Here is a 16,852-nt window from a genome sequence, read left to right on the forward strand (position 1 = left end):
TGATGAGCATCAACCTTGGCATCGTTCCAGGCCTTACTGCGCAAAGTAGGATCGGCCTCACTACAGGCTTTGGCCAGTTCTTCACTATTGGCCTTAAGCGCGGCGAGCACCTCTGGCGCCTCGCCATGATGCTGCTTGGGCAGGTAGCGACTATCGGAGCGCGGATAGGTAATTAGAGTATGCCGCTCATACAAATTTTGGCAAATATCTAAGACCTGCTTGGCGCTATAACCATAACGCTTGGCCGCATCAATTTGCAGGCTAGATAGGTTATAGGGTAAAGGCGGCGCTTGCTGTTTGTCTTGCTGCTTGAGCGTATCCACTGTTGCGGGCTGCTGTTGAATCCGCTTTACCACATGCTCAGCTAGGGGCCGACTCAGCACTCGGCCGTCCTCATCTTGATAAGGCTGGCAGGCCTCACTAGGCTGCCACAACGCCTTAAAGTGCTCGCCCTGCTCGGTTTTCAGCTCGGCTTCCACTTGATAAAAAGGGCGGCTAACAAACTCGGCAATGGCTTGGTCACGGCGCACCACTAAACCCAGTACTGGAGTTTGTACTCGCCCCACCGACAATACCCCAGAATAACCCTGCTGCTGGCCTTTAAGGGTATAAGCGCGAGTGAGGTTAATGCCATACAGCCAATCGGCGCGAGTACGCGCCAAGGCCGAGCTAGACAGCGCAGCAAACTGTTGGTTGGGTTTCAACTGTTTTAAAGAGCGCGCCACCGCCGCAGGGGTAAGGTCACTCACCAACAAACGTTGGCAAGCTTGCTTTAAGGCCGCCTTGGTTTTGCAGTGCTCGATGACTAAATCCACCAGCAACTGCCCTTCACGGTCTGGGTCGCCGGCATGCACCAAGCTAGTGGCTTGCTTAATTAAGCCTTTAATCGCCTTTAACTGGCTGGCGGTGTTAGATTTCGCCCGCCATTGCCACTGCTCTGGAAAAATAGGTAAGTGTTCAAAGCGCCATTGCTTGTATTTGGCATCGTAATCGGCCGGTTCGGCTTGCTCCAGCAAATGCCCAATACACCAAGTGACGCAGTCGCCATTGGCCAGTTCAATATAGCCTTGATGCTTTTTCTGAGGTTTGGGTAACACCGCAGCAATGGCCCGCGCCAAGCTGGGTTTTTCGGCAATATAAAGACGCACAACGACAACCACTGTTATTTTATACAGTCATTCTAGTATAAGTTGAGGTTTTATTGGAAGGTTTTCTGTTGGCCTAGGTTATGAATTGAAATGGTAAAAAGCAAAGCAAGCTACAGTCCAGTAGGCTAGCTCTAAAATCCCCTTTCATTATCGCCGAGTAGCGCAGGCGCGCTGGGGCAAAAACAGAATGCCAGCCAGAGAAATAACCAAAAGTCTCCCTCTAAACCCTCGCTATGTTATGCCGCCTCAACGCCAGCTTGTACGCCTAACTAAGCATTTCTTGGCTGAGTTTAATCGTGGCGGCAACATTTTGCGCCGCAACTAATAGGTTAGCTTCAGCCTGCTCTATCGCGTGGGCTAAATCACAGGGGCCGGGCACGATGGAAAAGACCGCATTAATGCCATGCTCGTGCACCACTTCGTAACCCGGTAACATGGCTCCGGCAAAGGCAATCACCGGCACGCCATATTGCATGGCGACTTGCGCCGCACCATAGGGAGTTTTACCAGCAATGGTTTGGCTGTCGATGCGCCCTTCACCGGTAATCAACAAGTCGGCACCTTCTAGGCTGCTCGCTAAATCCACCGCTTCGGTAACAATTTGCACGCCGGGGCGCAATTCCGCCTGCATAAAGGCTAACAAAGCCGCACCTAAGCCGCCAGCGGCGCCACTGCCTGCTACATGCATAATGTCGATACCAAACTGACTAAATACCACCGAAGCAAAACGCCCCAGTGCGGCGTCTAACTGGCGGATCATCTCTGGCGTGGCCCCCTTTTGCGGGCCAAATACCGCGCTAGCACCCTGCTCGCCGCAGAGAGGGTTATCTACGTCGCAGGCCACTTCTATTTCAACTTCGGCTAAGCGCGGGTCTAGGCCTGAAATATCGATGCGTTCTAGCTCGATAAGCTCGGCGCCGCCGCGTTTTAGCGGCTTGTTAAACTGGTCAAAAAACTGTGCGCCCAAGGCCTGCAACATGCCCACACCGGCGTCGTTGGTGGCGCTACCGCCCAAGCCGATAATCAGTTTAGTCGCGCCCGCATCTAGGGCGGCGGCGATTAACTCGCCAGTACCGTAGCTAGAGGTTTTACGCGGATCGCGTAGGGCCGGCTCCACTAAATGCAGCCCAGAGGCGGCGGCCATTTCAATCACCGCGGTTTGCTTGTCACCGAGCACACCAAAAAAGGCTTCTACTTGATTGCCTCTTGGCCCAGTAGCCAAGACCGGCATAATTTGCCCGCCCGTGGCATCTACCATGGCCTGCACCGTACCCTCGCCGCCATCGGCCAGCGGCACTTTACAGTATTCGGCATCGGGGAAAACACTTTGAAAGCCTTGTTCTATCATCTCCGCCGCTTCCATGGCTGTAAGGCTTTCTTTGAATGAATCAGGTGCAATAACAATCTTCATCGGCTGTCCTTATTTATCTATTTTCCTAGCGCTGCGGTAAACAATTTTGAGTATAGCTGCGAATTTGTTCACTGAGTTGTTTCATTAACTTACCTGCTAATTGCCAATGATGCCAGTATAGTGGCACCCGCACTTGTAAGTCGGGAAGCAGGTTAATCAGTCGCCCATCGGCCAAGTGCTCGGCCATTTGTAAGCGCGGATTTAAGCTATAGGCGCCACTGGCTAAAGCCAGTTCGATAAAGGCTTCAGAAGAACGCACCGTATGGCAAGGATACTCCCCCGGCTGTAAAGAAAAATGCTCTGACAAAAATTGAATGTGCATATCATCATGCTGGTCAAAAGACATCGCCGGCGCCTTGCTCAAACTGTCGCGATTCACCCCTTGAGGAAAAAAGCGCTGGGCAAATTCCGGCGTCGCCACACATAAATATTCCATGTAACCTAAAAATTGGCTATCGCTGCCGGCAATTGGTTTTGCCTTGCTGGTGACACAGGCTAGCACTTCGCCGCTGCGCATCCGTTGCCAGGTGCGCGATTCGTCTTCCACATATAGGTTCATTTCCACATGCTGCTGTTGCAAGGTGGGGCTTAGCGCCGGAATGAGCCAACTGGCTAAGCTGTCGGCGTTTACCGCCAAAGGCAGGGCCTGCACCCGCTTATCGCCCAAGCTTAGCTGCTGAGCCAGTTCGGTTTCTAGCTGTTGCACCCGCTGGTAATGGCCCAATAGCTGTTGGCCCAATTCAGTCGCCATTAACGGTTGTGAGCGGATCAACAAGGGCTGGCCCAGCTGATTCTCTAGGCTTTTAATCCGCTGCGAAATCGCCGATTGGGTAAGGTGTAAACGCAGGGCGGCACGCTCAAAACTTTGCTCACTCACTACCGCCTCTAAGGCTTTAAGTAACTTGTAATCGATATCGGCGAAACTCATTAGCAAAACTTATTTAGGATTAAAATTATTAGCTATATTAAAGCAAATTAGCTGAGTATAGTCCTGCCATTCCCCCTTATTTATTGGATATTATGTTTAGCAGCTACTTCACTGGCCTCAGCCTTATGGCCTCACTGATCATGCCGATTGGCATGCAAAACGCATTTGTACTGAATCAGGGGATCCGTCGTCGCCATCACTTGCTGGTAGCCAGCTTTTGCTCGATGGCCGATGTGTTTTTTATGAGCCTAGGCGTATGGGGCGGCGCGCAATTATTTAACGCTTATCCGTGGCTGCTATATACCATTAGCATTCTTGGTTCGGGCTTTATGCTGGTATATGGCTATCAGTGTTTGCAGCGAGCTTGGCGGGGTAAGAGTCAATTTGCTCAGGGCGAGGCTAAGCACGAGCTAAAAGCGATTATTTTGGCCTGCTGCGCTTTTACCTTTCTTAACCCTCATGTGTATATCGATACCATTGTGATCCTGGGAGGCTTTGCCGCCAATATCAGTACTGAACACCGACCGATGTTTGTGGCTGGCGGCATTAGCGCATCCTTTCTGTGGTTTTTCAGTTTGGCTTTGTTAGGCGCAAAACTCGCGCCTTGGCTGGCTAAACCACGCGCTCAACAAATCATTGATAGCTTGATTGGCCTGATGATGTTTGGCTTGGCGGGCTATTTATTAAAGTTTGTATTTGGCTAAACACCAGTTCAGCCAAGGGCACGCCGCCGCTCGGCGTGCCAGTACTTAATTAAGCCTAAACTTCATAGTTATCGCGCTTACCCACATCCAGATATAGCGCTTGGCGGCACTTTTGGTAACTAATATAAGAGCACAGCCCGGCAATCACTAGCAGCAAGATCCCGCGCGAACCTAACCACGGTGAAAACCGCAGGCCATATTCAAGGGCTAGCAAACCACCCAACCAACGCAATTGCCCCAAGTTAAAACAAAAACTCTCTTTAAAGGCTAAGCCGGCCACTACCACATAAAAACAGGCTAGGGCTAAGTAAGATAACAGCGGCCAATGCCACAAATAAAAGGCCATGGCCAGCCACAAACCTAACCAGCCTAAGCCTTGCATAAGGTAACGAATAGCATTGCTATAAAGGTGTAAGTTAAAGGCCTGCAGGGCAACACAGCCAGCCAATAACCACAGCGGCTGCCATACCCATTGATTGACTAATAATTGGTAAGCCGCCGCAATAAAACTAAAGCTTAAACCGAGCCAGCCTAAGCGATAACCCAGCACACTGAGAACGTCGATACGGTCTAGATTTTCTTGATATTCGGGATTGGCCACCAGCATGCTCCTTATGCATTAGCGACAACAAAGACTAGCTGTATTAAAGCGCTGGCCGCAGAAAATAGCAATCACCACCCAGTATATAAACAAGGCTGGTCGAAGCGCTATGAACAATAATGCTGGCTAAACCAAAGCCACAAAAAAGCCACCCGCAGGTGGCTTTATCAAATAGCTAAACCACTCGCTAATTAGCGTGCGGCTTTAATGTGGTCGGCAATTAAGAAAGCCAACTCTAAAGCTTGGTCAGCATTTAAGCGAGGATCACAGTAAGTGTGGTAACGCTGAGCTAGATCGTGTTCGGTAATTTGGAAAGCACCGCCCACACACTCGGTCACGTTACGCCCGGTCATCTCAAAGTGAACACCACCAGGATAGCTGCCTTCGGCTTTGTGAATTTGGAAGAATTGCTGTACTTCGCGTAATACGTCATCAACGCGACGGGTTTTGTAACCATTTGGCGCTTTAATGGTATTGCCGTGCATTGGGTCACAGCTCCAAACAACATTTTTACCTTCACGCTCCACCGCTCTAATTAAAGCAGGTAGGTGATCAGCCACTTTATCAGCGCCCATACGCACGATGAGGTTTAAGCGACCAGCTTCGTTGTTCGGGTTAATAATGTCGATAATTTTTAGTAGCTCTTCAGGATCGGTAGTCGGGCCAGCCTTAAGGCCAATGGCGTTTTCTACACCACGTAAGAACTCGATGTGAGCATGATCGATTTGACGAGTACGGTCACCTATCCACAACATATGTGCCGAACAGTCGTACCACTTACCGGTTAAGCTGTCACAACGAGTCAGTGCTTGCTCGTAAGGCAATAGTAGCGCTTCGTGCGAAGTGTACAGGTTGGTTTCACGCAATTGCGGTGCGGTTTCAGGGTTAATACCACAGGCATTCATGAAAGCTAGAGACTCTTCAATGCTACCGGCAATCGCTTCGTAACGCTCGCCTAGCGGGCTCTTCTTAATGAAGTCTAGATTCCATTTGTGCACCTGATTTAAATCGGCCAAGCCACCTTGGGCGAAGGCTCGAATTAAGTTAAGTGTTGAGGTAGATTGGTTATAAGCTGCCACCATGCGCTGCGGATCTGGCACCCGGCTTTGCTCATTAAAGTCGATGGCATTAATAATGTCGCCACGGTAAGAAGGCAAGCTAAGGCCGTCGATGGTTTCCATATCGTCGCTGCGTGGCTTAGCAAATTGACCCGCAATACGGCCAATTTTAACCACTGGCTTTTGCCCGCCAAAGGTGAGTACCACAGCCATTTGCATCAAGGCTTTAAAGGTGTCACGAATATGGCTAGTGCGGAACTCGTCAAAACTCTCGGCGCAATCGCCCCCTTGCAATAAGAAGGCCTCACCCTTAGCCACTTTGGCTAAGTCGGCACGTAAAGCACGTGCTTCACCAGCAAAAACTAGTGGTGGTTGATCGGCCAAGTGGGCTTCAACTTCTTGTAGTTTTTGTTGATCAGGGTAAGTGGGTAGTTGTTTTACTGGTTTGTCTCTCCAGCTTGAGGGTGTCCATTGCGTCATGTTGCGTTCCCAAGACTCTAATAAAAACCCCATAATAGGCATTCTAGAGCGCATGAAAAGCGCTAATTTAAGTTTTTTCACCCACTATGAATTTTTATCTAAATATTAAGCTGAGCCAGTTCAATAAACTGGTTCAGCACAGGAGTGACAGACATATGCACTAGAGCCTTACGGCGGAATGGCGCTTAACAAGGTGATAACACGTCTAAGGAGGCTAGCGCTGTAACTTGTATTCTAGCGCTTGTTTCACACAGGGCCATTCAGCCTGAATAATCGAAAATACCACGGTATCGCGAAAACGCCCCTGCGCATCAACGCTGTGATGGCGTAATACACCATCCTGTTTCGCCCCGAGCCGAGCAATGGCCGCTCGCGAGGCATGGTTATGCCAATGGGTGCGAAACTCAACCGCTATCGACTGCAATTGCTCGAAGGCATAACTCAACAATAACAGCTTAGTTTGAGTATTTATCGCAGTGCGCTGATAGGATTTAGCGTACCAGGTATGGCCTATTTCTAATCGTCGGTTAAGCAGGTCGGCATTGCAATAGCGGGTACTACCAATGAGCTTGCCAGTGGCTTGGTGGATCACCGCAAAGGGTAAGGCCACACCACGTTGTTGGTCATTTAAGGCGGTGTCTAAGTATTGCTCAATAGACGCAGCGTTAGGCACGCTGGTGTACCACAGCTGGCTTAAATTGCCGTCAGCTTCGGCGGCTAGCAATGCGGGTTTGTCTGCAATGCGCAGCGGGCGTAATAACACCTCCCCCGCTTGCAACTCGGTTTCAATTAAATACTGACCAGCGCTCATGTGGGCCTCCTTGATCTGCTCTAAGCCGTACTCAGGTTAATACGCAACAGCATGAATAGAAAGAAAAACTACCCGTAGAAGATTTATCCGTCAGCTTAACTACACTTAAGTCAGGTAAAAACAAAGAGGACAATAAATGGGCATTATCATTTGGTTATTAATTGGTGCCGCTGCCGGCTGGTTGGCGGGTAATATCATGAAAGGCGACGGCTTTGGTCTGCTGGGCAACATCATCGTTGGCATTGTTGGTTCGGTGATTGGTGGCTTTGTATTTGGCCTGCTTGGTTTTGGCTCCACCAGCATGCTCGGCTCGCTCATTACAGCGGTAGTTGGCGCGGTGATTCTGCTCTACTTAGTGAGTGTGATAAAGAAATAGCGAAAACTAAACAACAAAAAGCCAGCACGAAGCTGGCTTTATTTTACAGGGTTGGAAGGTGTTTAACCTTTTACAGCACCTGCTGTTAGACCGTCGATCAACTTACGAGAGGTCATAACAAACAGTATCATTAGCGGTACAACGGCAATCGCGGCACCAGCACAAATTGCACCCCATGGCACCTGACCAGTACCTTGTAAGGCCCGTAGCGCTAGCGGTACGGTAAACATCTTCATGTCGTTCATTACTACCAATGGACCCATGAAGTTGTTCCATTGACCAATGAAGGTAATCAAACCAAGCGTACCGAAGGCTGGAGTAATTAGTGGCACAACCACTCGCCAGTAAATCGCAAACTCGTTACAACCGTCCATACGTGCAGCTTCAATTAGCTCTTTTGGAATAGCGCTAGCGATGAACTGACGCATCATGAAGATACCCATCGCACCACAGGCCATTGGAATATATAGCGCACGTGGTTGGTTCATCCATTCCAATTGAGACATGATCAAAGCAGTTGGAATCATGCCTAAGAACGGTGGCAACAACATGGTGCCCATAATCATAATGAACATAATGTTGCGGCCTTTAAACTCGAACATCGCAAAGGCATAACCGGCCAATGAACAGAAGAACAAGTTCAAGATGGTGGTCATTAGCGCTACATAGAAGCTCAAGCCGATGTTGTGCCAAAAATAAGGTAGAGCGTCTAACAGAATGCCCACGTTATTGATGAACTCACTACCGAACCACACTGGGGGGGGCACCGATAGAATGTCTGAGTTGCTATGCGTAGCGAATACAAACATAAAGTAGAACGGCGCTAGCATGATTATCGAACCCATGCCCACAATAAAATACGCGACGATATGGCTTTTAGTAATTTTATTCATAATTTGGTCCTACTTCTTCTCACCAAGTAATTTATTGTTACCCCAGGTGAGGAAGGCAATCAAAGCAAACAGAATCCAAGAAATAGCTGATGCAGTACCAAAGTCACCTTCAACAAAGGCCGTAATATACATGTGCATGGCCGCAGTTTTACCCGCTTGTTCAATACCACCAGTACCACCGGTAATAATGAAGGGTTCTTCAAACAACTGCAGGTTACCAATAATGGTTAGAGTGACCGCAAAGAACATCATCGGTTTAAGCATTGGTACAGTGATGTACCAGAATTGCTGCCAACGTTTTGCACCGTCAACGGTAGCGGCTTCATACAAATCTTTTGGAATGGTCTGCATCGCAGAAAGATACAATACCGTGTTCCAACCCACGTAACGCCAGAATACAACGAAGGCAATCATCGTTTTAGTGTATTCAGGTCTATTCCAGTCAACGTTAGCGGTTGGGAATAACCATGCTAGTGGTTGAATATCGCCAACAGACCAGTTACCCGCAGCAGTAAACAGCATGTTAATCACACCGAAATCACGCGAGAACAAAGTGGTAAATACTAGAGAAATCGCCACTGAAGAAGTAATAAACGGTAGGAAGTACATGCCCACTACGGTATTACGACTGCGCTTAAAGCTAGTATGTAAGAAATAAGCCAAGGGAATTGCAACAGCGTGTTGCGGAATACCCGCGGCTAGAGCGATCCAAATGGTATTAAATACCGATTTTTGGAACCAATCATCGGTTAGAGTAAAGGTGAAGTTCTCGATCCCTACCCATTCCATGGCACCTAGGCCTGAAGCTGGTTCCCAATAGTGAAACGACAAAAACAATGAAAACAGTAAGGGAAACAACCCAAACACAGAAAAAATAATAAAGAACGGACTGACAAACAAGTAAGGAGCCCACTTATAGCCACTAGCGTTTAGTCGCTGCTTTAGGGTCCGCTTTCTTATTTTAGCTACTGGTGGTCTTACGGCAGACTCTACAGAAGACATCTTTAACTCCCGACAAAAAGTAGAGAGGGAGACGAGCTCCCTCGGTGTTAATGTTAACGTCTAGCGCGACGTTTGATTTGTTTCGCAGCGTTAGCTAACTCGGCATCGATGTCAGCATCACGCTCTAATACAGCTTCTAAAGCATCGTTTACGATTTGCTCAGCCACTGGATCGTGCTTGTGAACATCCATTGCTGGAATTTTAGCCGCAGCTTCTTTCCATTGAACGCGAGCAACTTGGCCACCTAAGTACTCAATAGGTTGATTAATGAAATCATCTTCTTGAGCTTCAAGTAACGCAGGGAACGCGTCTAAGTCACGGAATGCAGCAATTTGCATTTCTTTGTTCATAGTCATGAACTTAATGAATTCCCAAGCTTCTGCTTTGTGTTCAGCTTTCTTAGGAATAGCGTAGAATGAACCACCCCAGCTGGCAAATGAGCCTTCAGGTAGGTGAGATGAACGCCATAGGCCTTTACTTTCTGGAGCAATCCAGCCAGCTAAGTGACCACCTAACCAAGCACCCATCATTTGTGAAGCGATGGTGCCGCGACGTAGACCTTCGGTCCACTCTGAGCTCCAAGCACCAACTTGAGCGTCGATACCAGCTTCACGAACCGCTTTAGCTAAGCGGAAAGCTTCTTTAAAGCGTGGGCTTTCAACAGAGATATTGTTGTCTGAATCGAAGTAGATACCTTCACCATCTTTTAGGCCACTACGAATCACGATATCTTTAATGTCTACGGCACTGGCTACTAAGTAAGAACCAGTTGTTTCTTTAATTTTCTTACCAGCAGCAATGTAAGAGTCCCAATCTTTGGTTAGGTCTTCTTTAGTTACGCCAGCTTTTTCTAAAATATCTTCACGGTAGAACAAAGCACCAGGACCGATGTCCGCAGGCATTGCTGCTAAAGTACCAGTACCGCCAGTCGCTAAAGGAATGGTGAACTTAGAAAACAAATCTTCATACTGTCCTGCGTTATAGGGGGCAGCACGCAAGTCTTCTAAACCGCCTGATGCAGCAAAACGACCGATGTAACCGTATTCCACACCCATTACATCCGGCAAGTTACCACCGGTTGCTAGAGCTGTGGTCATCGCATTATGGTGGTCACCATAGGCTAAACTTACCAACTTAATTTCCACTTCTGGATGTAGCTTTTTGTAGAGTGGAATGGCTGAGACAACGGCTTGGTCAAAGCTAGGAAACGAAGCCACAGTAATAGTGGTCTTAGCCCAAGCAGAGGTAGCAGACAAAGCTAGGCTTGCGCCTAAAGCTAATGCGACTGTTCCAAGTTTCTTTTTATTAAACATCCTATTCTCCTAAGTACATGAATTTTATTATTATTCAGTATCGCAACTGGCTAGTGCGCCAACGCAGTAAAGCGTAGGGAGTAACTAGTTCATTTGTGGCATGATTGCCTTTCCGGTTTCATTATCAAACAAGTGGATCCGCGAAATATCGAAGAACAACTCCACTTTATCGTCCATATCAGCGTTTACATCGTCAGAAATCGCCACTTCAGCAATAAAACGAGCACCGTCTAGCTCACACTGAATGTGGTAGGTTGCGCCTAGAAGCTCGACGCCGATAACATCGGCTTTCACGCTACCAATGGTTGCTGAGTCAATAGAACGCTGATGGAGATACAGGTCACTTGGTCGAATACCGAGAGTACAATCTTGATCAACCGCAGCGTAGCTTGCCGTTAATGCTATCTCTTGGTCAGAAAATACCAAGCTCGAATGATTAGCCGCTTTTTTCAAAGTAGCGGGAATCATATTCATTTCAGGTGCACCAATGAAAGAAGCCACAAACTTATTAGCTGGTTCTTCAAAGATTTCTTTTGGTGTACCTACTTGTTCAATGTAACCATCTTTAAGAATCACGATACGGTCAGCAAGCGTCATCGCTTCTACTTGGTCGTGGGTTACATATAGAGTAGTCGTGCCAAGCTTATCGTGCAGGCTCTTAATTTCTGCGCGCATAGAACCACGCAACTTAGCATCTAGGTTAGATAAAGGTTCATCAAACAAGAACACTTCTGGAGTACGAACCATCGCACGGCCCATTGCCACACGTTGACGCTGACCACCAGAAAGCTCTTTTGGTTTACGTTGTAGTAATGGTGTTAGCTCTAGCATTTCTGCTGCGTATTTCACACGCTTAGCAATTTCGTCCTTAGGCACACCTGTCATTTTTAAGCCAAAGGCAATATTTTGCTCAACACTCATGTGTGGGTATAGCGCGTAGCTTTGGAATACCATAGCAATGTTTCGCTCCATTGGGTGCAAATCATTGACTAATTCATCGGCAATAAAGATTTCACCATCTGAAATATCTTCCAAGCCGGCTAACATTCTTAAAGTGGTAGACTTGCCACAGCCCGAAGGGCCTAATAGCACCACAAATTCGCCATCATTAATATGTAGGTCAAAACTTTTCACCACTTCGGTTTTACCGAAGCGTTTTTTCAGATTATTAAAAGTAACTGCTGCCATGATGTTTCATTTCCAAAGTTTAAAGTGGAGAGGCCCTAGCCGAGTGAACAGAAGACTCTATTAAACAACTCGTGTAAGCGCTTTCTTGATTGCACTTTAGCTAAGCCTGAAAAGGTATTCAAATGAATAAAGGTTAAGATTTGAGGCCTGTCATAAAAAAAACGGATATCATGACAATTCACAATTATTAAACAATAAAACATAAATTGAGCGCTTACATAGAGCCTATTTGGCACAAATCCAGCTAGCGGACTTTGCCTACTTTCCCCTATCACAACCTATGTTTCAGAATAAAAAACTAAGAGTTAATACAACTCCTCAAATTTTTCTCTGTATTGTCGTGGAGTCATTGCCATTTCACGCCTAAATAGATGATACAGGTAGTGCTGATTTGAGAAGCCAGCCGCTTCGGCAATACTACTCACGGGCACTTGAGTGAGCCTTAATTGTTGTTTCACAAACTCCATTCGCAGCTGATGCAGCTGCTGATGCACGGTTTTTCCAAGAATTTCTTTGAAACGAGTTTCAAGAGTTTTGCGAGATACCGCACAATAGTCCACAACCTGTTCAACTTTTATCCGCCGATGGAAATGATTATTTAGAAACCACAGAGCCTTAGTGATTAACGGATCACAGAGTGTTGAACCACCTACCGAATCACCTATAACCAACTGTTTTGCTTTAACTAATACTTCCTTATCCAGCACCGGTTGATGCTGGAGCTGAGCTTGTAACAAAGCTAAAGCTTGTTCCGCCATGGCCGCGATAGGCAGCTCTACCGAACACAAGGTAATCTTCGATAAAGCGCTTTCAGTAGGATCTGCATCCACCCCAACTAATGAATAATCTTGAGGGATTCTCAAATCTTGTTCACAACAAAGATTGCTAAACTGGCGCGCTTGGGTGTCGGAAGCCGCCACCACACCAATCGGAGTAACCGAAGCGCTAAGGTGTTGCGGATCCAGCACGACCTCTTCTAGTTGGTAGCGGCGCAGTAGTTGCTCGAAAGCCCGCCGCCGCTCCTGCAACCAAGCGGCAGAACTGTCGGCAAAGCCGCTGTAAAAAGCCAACTTGCGGATCCCTTGAGCTAGAAATGCTTGCACCATCAGCTCTACTACACTGTTGTTGTCAAGGCATACACGACTTAGGCCATCGTTAGCAGACAACGCCAAGCGAGCACCAGAGAGAGCCACCAAAGGAAGCGTTAATTGGCGACAAAACTCTGCAATACTAGGCTTAGCAAAATCACCAATAACCCCAGCAAAACGATGCACTTCACAACAGCGTGCTTCGGCCAGTTCCATGACTTCGCAAGAATGAAAAAACGGCTTAGACGCAGCCGCGAGAGTGATGCTTTCTAGCATCTTTCGATCGTAGGGGTGTTTTACATCCAATAACAGCAGAATGGGTTTATACTTCTGCACGTTAATATCCTTTTTGATAGACCTAAACACTCACAAGAGAGCAGGCAACTTGGCCTGAGTTGCTCAGGCCAAGTAAGTTTTGGCTAATCGTTACTCCTGTAGCCACAAGATGTTTGTTACACAACGTGGATAGTAAAGGCTGCCAATGGGTTTGCCAGAACTAAACTGATCACAACAAGCATGCTGACTAGCACCAATGGTTTGCCAACGCTGATGTGCAGCATCACTAGCTACATTGTCGGCGATATCCAATTTCAAAATCTTGCGAGCAACATACTGATTTAAATAAATTTTACTTACCCAAGAATTATCTGCGGTGGACGACAGTTTCCACGCGCCATCGGCATACAAGCAGTAGTTTTCATTCAAAATGAAACTAAAGTGAGTCTTCAATACGCTGATATAACGAGCATAAGGCCCCTGCTCAGATACCGCGTCTAATAAGCCCATTTCGTAAGGGTAAACCAAGGCTTCAATGGCTGGAATAATAGCGCTGCTAGAGTGACCGTCTAACACTGCAGGAATATAACCCAATTGTGGGTCGAGACTATCGGCGAGCTTATCGGCACAACGTTGGGCCGCAGTTAAGGCGAGTTCAGCTTGTTGCTGCTCACCTAAATCTTGCATCACTTTGGCGATCGCCAAATAGGCCGCCCAGCTCTTGCCAGCGAGGTAAATATTACCGCGCGCCTGACCTAGGCTATGATCGAGTGAATCATAGGTAGTAATTTCACCGCCCTGCTCGGTACGAGCCGACTCAAAACTCATGATGCCATCGCGCTTTTCCGCATCTGGATGATCACGGTTTAACAACGACTGCAAACAGTCAATCAATCGGCCACGTTGCTCGGTAGCAAACTGCACATCGCCAGTTTTACTAATATACACCCCACAGCACAATACCCAGTTGGTGAGCTGCTCATAGGTCATGTGACTAAAACAGGCGCGGTCTAAACCTGCCATTTCATAAGAGCTTTGCCCCTTAGGACTCCAGTTATTTGCTACCCCCATATCATGGGTAAACGAGATCCCTCCACGATAGTTTTTCTCTGGCTGGTCGGGGTGGAAAATCTCATCGTAGAAGCTGTAATGGTTAACAAATTGCTCTAGGGTATTTTTTACCGTCCAAGGGTTTTTCTGTAACTCAAAAAACAGCATATCAACGGTCAAGTCTAGCGTATTCATCATCAAATACTCGCCTTCGTTAACCACCCAAACAGACTCTGTGCCATCAAATAACCACTGGGTTGAACCGTAGTAACTGCGAGTAGCATGGGCGACCAAAAACTGCTGATGTTGATTCAGCTTACTAGCGGCTAGCTGTTGGTCATTTTGTTGGGCAATGGCAGCATAATCATCAAAGTGATTAACAGCATATGCTAAGACCTGCTGCAAGCCGGTGAAATGCTGGGTGTAGTAATACTGCATGGCACGGTTATAGGTAACATTACCGGCCAAATAAAAACCTAATACTAGCGGCACGGTCACCTTCTCACCGGCCTTAACGTCGATCATCAAACCCGCCGTAGGGCCTAACATGAAGCACTCATTATTGCCCATCTTGCTCAATGCACTTTGCACCGAGAAATGGCTAAACGCACGTGCATTGGGGTGCTGGCTAGCAATACCAATTTGATCTCGACAGCTCACACCAACTAAGCCCTGTTCGCCACCGTCAATTAACTTATTCCAACGTAACTCGTCGCCTTGCAACGCAAAAAAGCCGGTCCAATCTTGGTCGCTGGTATTATCAAAAGTCAGCTCTACGTATACCGCCGGGCAACAAGCCTGCTGTAGTTTTTGCTGCTGCGCTAGCTGCGGATCAGGAATATCGAAAAACGGAGTGATAATTTTGAAGCTGATACCCGGCGCGGCAAAACCGTCGGTCGCCCAGCGGTAATCTCTGTTAACATCTTCAAAAATATGTTCTTTTAAACTAGATACATCATCCTTTTGCACATAACGTTCGCTTTGATCCTTAGCGCCTTTGTAAAACGGGAAGGCATTTACCACACCTTCACCATCTTGATAACCGATAAACACATTACCGGCGTATGGAGCTCCCAGCTCTAAACCCATTCCTCCATGAGCACCAAATTCCCCTACAGTAAAACTGGCTAACGCACCCATCGGTGAATGGTGAGCATGAAAAAACTGCTGATTTTGTTCCATAACAACTCCTAAGGAATGATAAAACGGGACGCTTTCGCTAATATCTGCCCTCAATATGGCTTAAACCAGTTTAATACGGCTTAACTAGCGAAGGACCCAAACTACTGTGGACGATTTTCAAAGCTTAATGTAAGCGCTTTCACGAAGACAAAATGTACCCAAGCTAAGGCCTCGATTCAAAGGAATAAACAGGAAGTTTTGAGTTTGGTCATAAAAACACAGCACTTAAATAAATTCGTTAATAGCCCTTAAAAAAAACGTAACGTCGCGACCAACAAAGTGCGACCGAGCTAAAAGCCACAACGCCATCGTGGTTAAAGAACATCAATATTTATAGAACAACGTCACTTTGAATCTGGCAGACACACTCCAAGTTTTTAGCCAATAATATTAAACGCACCAAGACGCGGACATGGCTAGATGCCACCCTTTACCTAAGAGCGGAGTGGGGGCTAAAGCTTTTAGTCTATCTAAAGGCAAGCAACAGCCCATGCAAAGGCACTAGTGTTGGTCGGAGGCTTAAAATGAAAACAGCACACCTTAGTATGCTGTTAGAACCGCTTTGTTGCGAGAGACAAAGCTAAGCATGCAGCTTAAATTAAGCCAAGTCCAAGCAGTCGCCAACTTGACTTCACTTAATAAACACCGGCTCCGTTTATTCGGAATGCGCGGTCTAAATGCTGTGCTAATAGACTGAAGTAAACTTAATATTTCGCAGGTTGAAATTCACCCCAGGCTTACCATTACCGAACATGATGGCAAAAACCGCATTTATTTCGTCCTTTGGCATAGTAAACTGATAGGTAAATGTCTCCGGCTGAGTACTCAGCAACTCGACTTGGCGAAAATAGGTCTCGTATTTGCCCTCACTTTGCTGAACAACAAAGGCGATATTACTAGGCGCATCCGCCGAGGCTTCTACAGTAATTTCATAGCGCATCCCCTCTAGCAAATACAAGGGGCGCTTAAGCTGAATATTCCACTCATTGCTCGCTTTCTGTTTAATCCGAACATGGGCCTGTTCATCCATTACTTTAAACTCGGCAACACCATCTCCCCAACCGAGTAAACCAGCACTCACTTGCTTCCAGTCTTTTCCATCATTAAGGGTGTAAGTCACCATCATTGGAATGCCAGCTGCACTGGTTGCCACGGGCTTAACTGAGGGCTCGGTAGTTGCACAGGCCACTAACAAAGAAGAGAAAGCGATAGCGGAAATATAATTCAAACGTTTCATCTTTAGCTCTCTTTATTAAAGTCACCACGTATTGTGGAATACGTGGCGACCAGATCAGTGCTTATTCACAAGTCCAAGCAACGGCACCCTCAGGAGCAACGGCACT

15 protein-coding genes are annotated in these 16,852 nt (G+C 47.2%); 2 read left to right on the forward strand and 13 right to left on the reverse strand.

Annotated elements, in window-relative coordinates:
* The 3 genes from ACQY6Q_RS14100 to ACQY6Q_RS14110 form a co-directional block, all read right to left on the reverse strand.
* Positions 1-1,148, reverse strand: a 1,148-nt coding sequence (locus tag ACQY6Q_RS14100) for a DNA topoisomerase (RefSeq protein ID WP_427982327.1), incomplete at its 3' end; no start/stop codon positions are given.
* Between the two features lie 265 nt (positions 1,149-1,413).
* Complete coding sequence (locus ACQY6Q_RS14105; RefSeq protein ID WP_427982328.1) at positions 1,414-2,559, reverse strand: glycerate kinase; 1,146 nt, start codon at positions 2,557-2,559, stop codon at positions 1,414-1,416.
* Between the two features lie 25 nt (positions 2,560-2,584).
* Positions 2,585-3,487 (reverse strand): LysR family transcriptional regulator ArgP, encoded by a 903-nt coding sequence (locus ACQY6Q_RS14110; protein WP_427982330.1) that lies wholly within the window; start codon positions 3,485-3,487, stop codon positions 2,585-2,587.
* A 92-nt stretch (positions 3,488-3,579) separates the two neighbouring features.
* On the opposite strand from ACQY6Q_RS14110, the gene ACQY6Q_RS14115 reads away from it, so the two are divergent.
* Positions 3,580-4,191, forward strand: a complete 612-nt coding sequence (locus ACQY6Q_RS14115; protein WP_427982332.1) for a LysE/ArgO family amino acid transporter — start codon at positions 3,580-3,582, stop codon at positions 4,189-4,191.
* 55 nt (positions 4,192-4,246) lie between these two features.
* Here the strand turns inward: ACQY6Q_RS14115 and ACQY6Q_RS14120 are convergent, their stop codons facing one another.
* The 3 genes from ACQY6Q_RS14120 to ACQY6Q_RS14130 form a co-directional block, all read right to left on the reverse strand.
* The gene (locus tag ACQY6Q_RS14120; protein ID WP_427982334.1) at positions 4,247-4,792 is read right to left on the reverse strand and encodes a DUF2301 domain-containing membrane protein; all 546 of its coding nucleotides are present in this window, start codon (positions 4,790-4,792) and stop codon (positions 4,247-4,249) included.
* 191 nt (positions 4,793-4,983) lie between these two features.
* On the reverse strand, positions 4,984-6,330 hold the full coding sequence (locus ACQY6Q_RS14125; RefSeq protein WP_427982335.1) for a class II 3-deoxy-7-phosphoheptulonate synthase: 1,347 nt from the start codon (positions 6,328-6,330) through the stop codon (positions 4,984-4,986).
* A gap of 214 nt (positions 6,331-6,544) precedes the next feature.
* A complete protein-coding gene (locus ACQY6Q_RS14130; protein WP_427982337.1) occupies positions 6,545-7,141 on the reverse strand; it encodes a GNAT family N-acetyltransferase in 597 nt (198 codons plus the stop codon).
* Positions 7,142-7,277: 136 nt separating this feature from the next.
* On the opposite strand from ACQY6Q_RS14130, the gene ACQY6Q_RS14135 reads away from it, so the two are divergent.
* The gene (locus ACQY6Q_RS14135) at positions 7,278-7,517 is read left to right on the forward strand and encodes a GlsB/YeaQ/YmgE family stress response membrane protein (protein ID WP_427982338.1); all 240 of its coding nucleotides are present in this window, start codon (positions 7,278-7,280) and stop codon (positions 7,515-7,517) included.
* Between the two features lie 62 nt (positions 7,518-7,579).
* Here ACQY6Q_RS14135 and ACQY6Q_RS14140 read toward each other — a convergent pair whose 3' ends face one another.
* The 7 genes from ACQY6Q_RS14140 to ACQY6Q_RS14170 all read right to left on the reverse strand — a co-directional run bounded on the left by ACQY6Q_RS14140 (position 7,580) and on the right by ACQY6Q_RS14170 (position 16,746).
* The gene (locus ACQY6Q_RS14140; protein WP_427982340.1) at positions 7,580-8,410 is read right to left on the reverse strand and encodes a carbohydrate ABC transporter permease; all 831 of its coding nucleotides are present in this window, start codon (positions 8,408-8,410) and stop codon (positions 7,580-7,582) included.
* A gap of 9 nt (positions 8,411-8,419) precedes the next feature.
* Entirely contained in the window at positions 8,420-9,412 is a 993-nt protein-coding gene (locus ACQY6Q_RS14145) for a carbohydrate ABC transporter permease (RefSeq protein ID WP_055733066.1), read from the reverse strand.
* Positions 9,413-9,465: 53 nt separating this feature from the next.
* On the reverse strand, positions 9,466-10,725 hold the full coding sequence (locus tag ACQY6Q_RS14150; protein ID WP_427982342.1) for an ABC transporter substrate-binding protein: 1,260 nt from the start codon (positions 10,723-10,725) through the stop codon (positions 9,466-9,468).
* Positions 10,726-10,809: 84 nt separating this feature from the next.
* Positions 10,810-11,913: an ABC transporter ATP-binding protein gene (locus tag ACQY6Q_RS14155; protein ID WP_427982343.1), complete on the reverse strand. Its 1,104-nt coding sequence runs from the start codon at positions 11,911-11,913 to the stop codon at positions 10,810-10,812.
* A gap of 305 nt (positions 11,914-12,218) precedes the next feature.
* Entirely contained in the window at positions 12,219-13,337 is a 1,119-nt protein-coding gene (locus ACQY6Q_RS14160; protein WP_427982345.1) for a substrate-binding domain-containing protein, read from the reverse strand.
* 90 nt (positions 13,338-13,427) lie between these two features.
* Positions 13,428-15,509: a glycoside hydrolase family 52 protein gene (locus tag ACQY6Q_RS14165; RefSeq protein WP_427982346.1), complete on the reverse strand. Its 2,082-nt coding sequence runs from the start codon at positions 15,507-15,509 to the stop codon at positions 13,428-13,430.
* A 685-nt stretch (positions 15,510-16,194) separates the two neighbouring features.
* The gene (locus ACQY6Q_RS14170) at positions 16,195-16,746 is read right to left on the reverse strand and encodes a carbohydrate binding domain-containing protein (RefSeq protein WP_427982347.1); all 552 of its coding nucleotides are present in this window, start codon (positions 16,744-16,746) and stop codon (positions 16,195-16,197) included.
* Positions 16,747-16,852 lie beyond the last annotated feature (106 nt).

This window comes from Agarivorans sp. (assembly GCF_050295395.1).
Taxonomy (GTDB): Bacteria; Pseudomonadota; Gammaproteobacteria; order Enterobacterales; family Celerinatantimonadaceae; genus Agarivorans.